This is a genomic window from Psychrobacter sp. FME6, from assembly GCF_014861365.1.
GTDB lineage: Bacteria > Pseudomonadota > Gammaproteobacteria > Pseudomonadales > Moraxellaceae > Psychrobacter.
On record NZ_RRYW01000145.1, the window covers coordinates 1 to 4,821 of the forward strand.

At 33.9% G+C, this 4,821-nt stretch carries 7 protein-coding genes; all 7 read left to right on the forward strand.

Annotated features, from left to right (window positions below; translation table 11 throughout):
- Positions 1-779, forward strand: a 779-nt coding sequence (locus EI162_RS13390) for a hypothetical protein (protein ID WP_263972278.1), incomplete at its 5' end; no start/stop codon positions are given.
- A 10-nt stretch (positions 780-789) separates the two neighbouring features.
- Positions 790-1,530: a hypothetical protein gene (locus tag EI162_RS13395; RefSeq protein WP_192524812.1), complete on the forward strand. Its 741-nt coding sequence runs from the start codon at positions 790-792 to the stop codon at positions 1,528-1,530.
- Positions 1,531-1,606: 76 nt separating this feature from the next.
- The gene (locus EI162_RS13400; protein WP_192524813.1) at positions 1,607-2,443 is read left to right on the forward strand and encodes an IS630 family transposase; all 837 of its coding nucleotides are present in this window, start codon (positions 1,607-1,609) and stop codon (positions 2,441-2,443) included.
- 303 nt (positions 2,444-2,746) lie between these two features.
- Positions 2,747-3,379 carry a hypothetical protein gene (locus EI162_RS13405; protein WP_192524814.1) on the forward strand — a complete coding sequence of 211 codons (633 nt, stop codon included), beginning with the start codon at positions 2,747-2,749 and terminating at the stop codon, positions 3,377-3,379.
- Positions 3,380-3,435: 56 nt separating this feature from the next.
- Entirely contained in the window at positions 3,436-3,999 is a 564-nt protein-coding gene (locus EI162_RS13410; RefSeq protein ID WP_192524815.1) for a hypothetical protein, read from the forward strand.
- Positions 4,000-4,081: 82 nt separating this feature from the next.
- A complete protein-coding gene (locus tag EI162_RS13415; protein ID WP_192524816.1) occupies positions 4,082-4,576 on the forward strand; it encodes a hypothetical protein in 495 nt (164 codons plus the stop codon).
- 7 nt (positions 4,577-4,583) lie between these two features.
- Positions 4,584-4,821: hypothetical protein (locus tag EI162_RS13420; protein WP_192524817.1), on the forward strand; the 238-nt coding region annotated here is incomplete at its 3' end.

The following is a 4,821-nucleotide window of genomic DNA, read 5'->3' on the forward strand; positions in this document are numbered from 1 at the left end:
TCATCGAGTCGTTAGTTTACCAAGTTTATCTCTACGGTTTCTTCAGCATAGCTCATGTGAAAGAAGTCAATATTAAAGATAGTGGCGAATTAATAGTTATAGAAAAGTTTGTAGAGAGATTCAAGTCAGGAATTACTCAATTAACTACGGGTGAAAACAAAAAAGCTCCTGCAACCATGTTTAATAAAGTTAGCGAAAGTAATTTAACGGAAGTATGTGCAGAAATGAATGACTACTTCAAAAAAGGAAGACACGGCCACAAACCCAATTTATATGAAATAGCTTATATATTCTCAACCGCCTTTATTGAAGCTTATCACTATACAAACCCTATTATGTTATTCAGCAACCTACCAGAAGTAGGTTCAAGAGAATATTTTAATGAATATGATATAGAGCACAATCCAACTAAAGCAAAAGTGCTTGGAAATGACAAACCTGGTGATGGTTTTAAATATAGAGGTCGTGGACTCATCCAGATAACAGGAAAAACAAACTATCAGAGATTTACTGAAATTCTGAATGTTAATTTTGTGAAATCCCCTGATCTAGTATCCGAATATAAGCATTCTGTGCCAATAATAATTTATGGAATGAAAGAAGGGACTTTCACTGGAAAAAAACTTTCTGATTACATCAATAGCTCAACTATAGATTATGTTCAAGCTAGATGGATTGTCAACGGCACTAATAAAAGAGAAATATTGGCAAAAAATGCTAAAATCATTGAAAACTGGTTAGAAGAATCTTCACCAGAAATACTGAAATCTTTTCAATAAAGAGGTTCTTATGGAGAAATTAATAACAATAACTCTTTCAATAATAGTACTTTGTAGCTGTATAAATAGTACTCAAACTGAAGCTGAGAATGATTCATTGTCAAGTATGACAGACTGCTCTATAGCAACTGAATGCTATAAGTCATTAACTAAAAATCAGCTAGAAATTATTTTAGAAGATATTAAACCGTATGCTGATACAGCCTTGAGATTTACGTATGTTAATAACATTGACAGTCAAAATGTATTAACTGACTTCACCACTCTTTCAGACTCCACAGAATATCATTATTTTATTAAAAGATATAACGAAACAAAAACTATCGATAAAATTATTGGAAAAACGTCAGTATATGGTATTAAAAGAAATTTCGTCGTCGTCCATATAGATGAAAATTTAAACAGTAAATATCGAGAGATTGGTGATAATATCTTATCTGAAATAAATAAAAATCATGAAAGTATACAGACTGGAGCATTCGATGATTTACCCATGCAGGTTCATATTGGAAAAATTGAACAAGTGAATTTCCTTACAGTATATAACAATGAAGATGATGTTTTAAACCTTAGTCCACAATATATTATTGAGTGCAATGATAAGAAAACGGTTTTGAAAAATGGTACTGTATTCTTGATGGGTTATGATTACAAAAATTTAGAGCAAAAAACCTATGCAGTACTAAAAGATAGTTCGGATAATTATACTTATTATTATGATATGGATAAACTTTGCTCATCGATTAATTGATGGAATAGGATAATATAGTCAATCTTAGATAAAACCGATACAATGTTTATAACTAATTCATCTAGTGAAATAAACGATGACCTATTCAATCGACTTTCGCAAGCAAGTACTGCGTAGCATTAAAGACGGCATGACCATTCGAGAAGCTGCTAACTTTTATCAGCTTAGCACAAGCTCAATTCACAGCTGGCAGCAGAGCTTAGTTGCTAAAACGACTAGAAATAAAGCACCGACTAAAATATCAAATGAAGCATTATTGAAAGATGTTAAGCAGTATCCAGACGATTATATGTACGAGCGAGCACATCGTTTAGGTTGCAGTAAGTCAGGCATTGAGTCGGCCTTAAAGCGTCTTGGCATCAGTCAAAAAAAGACCTTAGAACATCCAAAATCATGTCCGATCAAAAGAGCGGAATATCAAAGTAAGCTTGATCGTTTTATGAAGCAAGGCTATCCCATTATTTATATGGATGAAAGCGGCTTTGAGGCTGACACTATTCGCCCTTACGGCTATGCACTAATAGGAAAGCCTTGCATTGATCGCTACAACTGGCAAGCAAAAAAGCGAACCAATGTTATTGGTGCTTTATATAAAAAGATGCTGTTTGCGCTTGATTACTTTGATAAAAATATTAATGGCGATATATTCTACGACTGGTGTAAATACACCCTAATCCCAAGTATTAAAACCAAATGTGTGATTGTTATGGATAACGCCAGCTTTCACAAACGAGTACAAAGACTGCTGAATAGGTATGGTCACAGGCTTCTATTCTTACCACCCTACAGTCCTGATCTAAATCCTATCGAAAAGAAGTGGGCGCAAGCAAAGTTTCTACGCCAAGGTTGGATGGAGAATAATCTACCTAAACTATTTTATGATATGGGTTGTTCCAGTTTTATTGTGGATTGACTATACCATTCTGCCTGAAGTTATTAATTATATTTAGCTATCATTATCAGTGAGTTCACACTAGATTATATAGTCGATACACTTCAAAAGTGTTATAGCGCTACTGGAATGAATTTTGCGCAGCCTCTGTCGGCGTAGGCACAGCACGCAAGTAAAATTCATCCCAGTAGCGCATTTAAGCTTATATAACATTTTTATTTTCAGCTGACCATACCAAATATAGATGGAATTCATGTAGTTGAGTAAAGCACCTATAATCAAAAATTTGAATTAAAGTTAGATATTTATAAAAAGGCTTAATTTATGTCAGATTATGATCCATTTGCTGTTTTAAGACGACCAGAACGAACTTCTAATACTACCGCCACTCGAAACTCTGTAACTGCAAACGCTAGGATTTCACGTGTTAAAAGAAAGTTAAACCTGACTCTTGACGGAACTCCCAATGGTAATCATGCCTATACATGGGATTATCCAGATGGCGAATTTGAAAATCACTATAAAACTCCACTTTATACTCTAAGGATATCTAATGGTAAACATACTAGAGCGTTTCAAGTAATAAGGTTCGGTCCAAGATATGTAAGAAGTGAGGGCTACTCAGTCGCTGGATTAGCAGATCAGCAAACGCACTCATTAACATGGTTTCCAGAATATAAACTGCATAGTACAGATACTGCTGAAAACGGTGCATGGATAGTATATGGGAACTTTCTAATTCATGATGGGCCTGATACAACTAACCCAAACATACCAGGTAGTAATATAGGAACAGCGGGTTGTCTAGAAGTCTTCGGGTACAATGGATTCTCTAGTTTTAACAAAGCTCTAAGAGAATTAGGTGGCGTTACCTCAAACAAAGATGTTGATGCAAAGATAATCTACCTTAAGGCAGTGCGCCCAGTAATTAGAGGTAGGACATTAGTTATTCCTTAATCTGAATAAACTACCAAATGCAAATGATTTTACGTTTTAAGATAAAGAGGTTTGTGATGAAAAAATTTATTTTTTTACTATGTTTTATACCCTTAGGTTGTTCAGTAGAAAGTAGTGCTGTTCAAGACACGCCAACGGTAATTGAAAATAAACCAACTGTCATCGAACGTAGTATTGATAAAAACTGCAACTCTAAGCCCTTTTTAGAGACTTATGAAAACTTTGTAGAATTGGGTATAAAATCCGCAAATCTAACAACAGGAAAAGCTAACATTACTTTTTCTAAACGTAAGACGCCTGAAATTGAGATAAAAAACAACCTTACCTCAGAGTTTGGATCGGCGTTCTTAAAAGATGCTTGTGCATTAGATGGAATAGTAATTAGTATAAGGGATGTAAGGGAAGGTTATCTTGGTGCATATCAAATTACTTTTAACTCTGAAAAAAATGCAAGTGAAGCAACTAAGTTTCTAAAAAACTTAGATACAGAACAACTTAATTTTTTTAAAGTTGCCACTATATTTGATTGGAAGCTGAACGATACTACCATTCTTATTACTTATAATGACCCAGGTGTAACTAAATATTATGAGCAAAACGTATCTGAGTTTTCTAAATAGTTTTGTGACCTTATAGATAACTTAAATTATTAGGTTTAGAGAAAACTATCAAGATTTTGACAAACTAAAACAAAGATAGGCTATGAAAAACTTAATATTAATATCATCAATTCTATTATTTGGATGCGGGGAAGCCGTACCTGTGAATGAAGGGCTAAGTGCTGATAGCTCTGAGATATTAGATAACTCAAATACTCGGGACTATAATGCACAAAATTCTCTAGGCAAAATACTAAATTCAGGTGATTCTAGGGAAGTAGTTTACTTAATTCATCCTACGAAAGAGATGCTAGTTTACTGTTATCACGATTTGGAATCTGAATGCTATATTGAAGGAATACATAATAGTCAGTTTTTTAAATACGACATTTCTCAAGTTGAAGGCCAAAACAAAGGCAAATTAACTGCTTCAGGAAATTCTATTGGTTCAGCTAAAACGACGCCAATGAAGTGGTTAACTGTAAATAATGAATATGCTCAGGTACTTATGACTTCAAAAATAATGTTGAACTCACAACAATATACCTTGCATGAGCCTCTTGTTATTTATTATAAAACTGGAATGATGGTTAGATAAGACATTTATGATTAAAAAAATATTTAGCAATTGGTTCTTTTTTAGTTCTATGCTTCTAACTACTGCCTGCCAATCAGAACAAGAGGCTATTATCTCCCCTCACGCCACTATTTCAGTCTCAGAAAGTCCAGAAACTTTTAAAAAAAATAATGAAGACATTAAACAGTATTGGAGTTTTGATGATAATCCGCTCAATATTGGCAGCTTAGGCGTTACTTTTTACGAAATTAACTTTCCATCTAACG

Excerpts from the sequence above, each read along its gene's own strand:
- EI162_RS13395 (WP_192524812.1), top strand. The coding sequence starts at position 790 with ATGGAGAAATTAATAACAATAACTCTTTCAATAATAGTACTTTGTAGC.
- EI162_RS13400 (WP_192524813.1), top strand. The coding sequence starts at position 1,607 with ATGACCTATTCAATCGACTTTCGCAAGCAAGTACTGCGTAGCATTAAA.
- EI162_RS13405 (WP_192524814.1), top strand. The coding sequence starts at position 2,747 with ATGTCAGATTATGATCCATTTGCTGTTTTAAGACGACCAGAACGAACT.
- EI162_RS13410 (WP_192524815.1), top strand. The coding sequence starts at position 3,436 with ATGAAAAAATTTATTTTTTTACTATGTTTTATACCCTTAGGTTGTTCA.
- EI162_RS13415 (WP_192524816.1), top strand. The coding sequence starts at position 4,082 with ATGAAAAACTTAATATTAATATCATCAATTCTATTATTTGGATGCGGG.